The organism is Nostoc sp. CCY 9925, assembly GCF_963920935.1.
In the GTDB taxonomy this organism is placed as follows: Bacteria; Cyanobacteriota; Cyanobacteriia; order Cyanobacteriales; family Nostocaceae; genus Nostoc.
Window position 1 is genome coordinate 1 of sequence record NZ_CAWUDO010000264.1, and the last position, 1,856, is coordinate 1,856.

Sequence of the window (1,856 nt, forward strand, 5' to 3'; positions counted from 1 at the left end):
AGAAACGAGCCGCACCATTACTGTCTGTGTTGCGTTCAAAATGATTTCCAGCACGAAAAGCAGATTCACCGACTGTGTAAGCTGTCCCATTAAATTCCACTCTCCCTGGAACATCTTCCATGTCTGCTGTAGAAATGTAACTGGGTACTCTCACAACTTCAAAGCCATCGACTAAAAGTTTTAGGCTTCCGTAGCCATTGTCAAAGCCTGCCGGAAAAATTTTTTGCAGTGCGTGGATGTTTGCCATGTCGCTTCGCTCCAATTCAAAATTCAAAATTCAAAATTCAAAATTTAAGACTGGTTATGGGAGCAGGAACTCACCACTAAGAGTGTTAATCGCCCTACAGGTGAGCCTGGCTCACCAAATCTCCATATTGTGGCAGGGGCAATAACTTTGAAGGATTGATTAATTCGTACATTATTTTCATTCTTAATTTTGAATTTTGCATTTTGAATTTTGAATTTAAAAAAGTCATCGGTGGTATTTGCGGCATAAAATCAAGACTTTTTGAGGATACCCTAAATGGTGGTTAATTGTAACCCATATAACCTCCATTTAGCACCCATGACTTCACCTGATATATTTGGGTACTATATGACCCATATTTAGCCCCTATTTGTGATTTTTAATTTTTTAGCTTGTTTACTTAATTTTTAGGAATTTGAAAAAACTGGTTCGGGGGTCAAACAATTTTGGGTCTTGAATTGAAAGGCGATCGCTCTGTACAGAGGATGGATAATTTTTAATTAAAGATGCTGAATTTCTTTTCTCACAAGGATAATCGCTGCTGGGCTAGTTTGTTAGGCGACTATTTGCTAACTGGTTCAGCCTTCTCTACCGAGTCATCATTCAATCCGAAAGTTAATTCCAAAGGAGTCCTGGACGGGTACGCCTTTACTACCTGTCGGTAAACATCATAGTTAGTAGGTAGCGTTTTCTGTTGCCCGCCCACACCATAAGTAATTTGATATTTCACCGTTTTCTGTAGTTCTGGTTTACCTGCCTCTTCTTGAGGTTTTTTGCGTTGTTCTAGTTCATCAATACTTGGGCGTGGTGGTAAAGTCGGCCACCATAGTCCTTTATCGTCCGGCCCAATTACTGCTCCTGGTGGTTTTAATCCATTCCGATTTAGTAATGATGCAGTGCCAAAGCTTTCGATTCGCGGTTGTGGTGCATTAGTTAAGTTATTGGCATACTTCACTTGCCATGTATAGCTGGTCAGTGCTGTCGCTTCGTACTGCTCGACACTAGTCGTGCTGCAACTTGTCAGAGCCAGGGCTGTTAATACAATTAACGGTGCAGTTAAACAGGTCAGCTTTGGCATTATATCTTTCCAAGAATTCTTAATTAATATCCTGTACTATCATTTCTTCCAAGGTGAAGGGATTGCGGTTATCGATAGTACCTCTGTCGTACTCAACTTGATTGCGGTTTTACCACAGTTGGGGCATTCCACGTTTACCAGAATAATGGAAGGTCTGCCTTTGTACTCTCCCATGATTGCCTCTCCCCTAAACTCGCTAATGATTCCCTGTTGACAGTGCCAGCATTCAAAAATTACTCTTCCTACTGCTTGATTACAATCTAAAAACTTGATGTGCTGAAACTGCTCTCCTAACTCTGGCTTTTGAGTTCGAGGTTTTGATGCTCTGGCTGGTTTAGACTGCTGCTCCGGGTTAATAGTGTCAGCCATCGCCACTTCATTCTGCCGCTGTGGTAGCTCACCAATGTCTGAGATGGGTTGATGTTGAGATGATTGTAACTCTGTTGAGTTATCAGTAGAATTTGGATTAGATTGTGGCCATCGGTGAGAGGTTAGAGTGATTGCACTTTTGTCAAGAGGGTGCAGGAAAAG

Annotated in this window: 2 protein-coding genes and 1 pseudogene; all 3 read right to left on the reverse strand. The window is 41.6% G+C overall.

The window, feature by feature from the left end; genetic code table 11:
• Positions 1-247 (reverse strand): annotated as a pseudogene (locus tag ACM0OY_RS40280) (hypothetical protein); the annotation flags it as partial.
• Between the two features lie 562 nt (positions 248-809).
• On the reverse strand, positions 810-1,325 hold the full coding sequence (locus ACM0OY_RS40285; protein WP_414574281.1) for a hypothetical protein: 516 nt from the start codon (positions 1,323-1,325) through the stop codon (positions 810-812).
• Between the two features lie 39 nt (positions 1,326-1,364).
• Positions 1,365-1,856: hypothetical protein (locus tag ACM0OY_RS40290; RefSeq protein WP_414574282.1), on the reverse strand; the 492-nt coding region annotated here is incomplete at its 5' end.

Excerpts from the sequence above, each read along its gene's own strand:
- ACM0OY_RS40285 (WP_414574281.1), bottom strand. The coding sequence starts at position 1,325 with ATGCCAAAGCTGACCTGTTTAACTGCACCGTTAATTGTATTAACAGCC.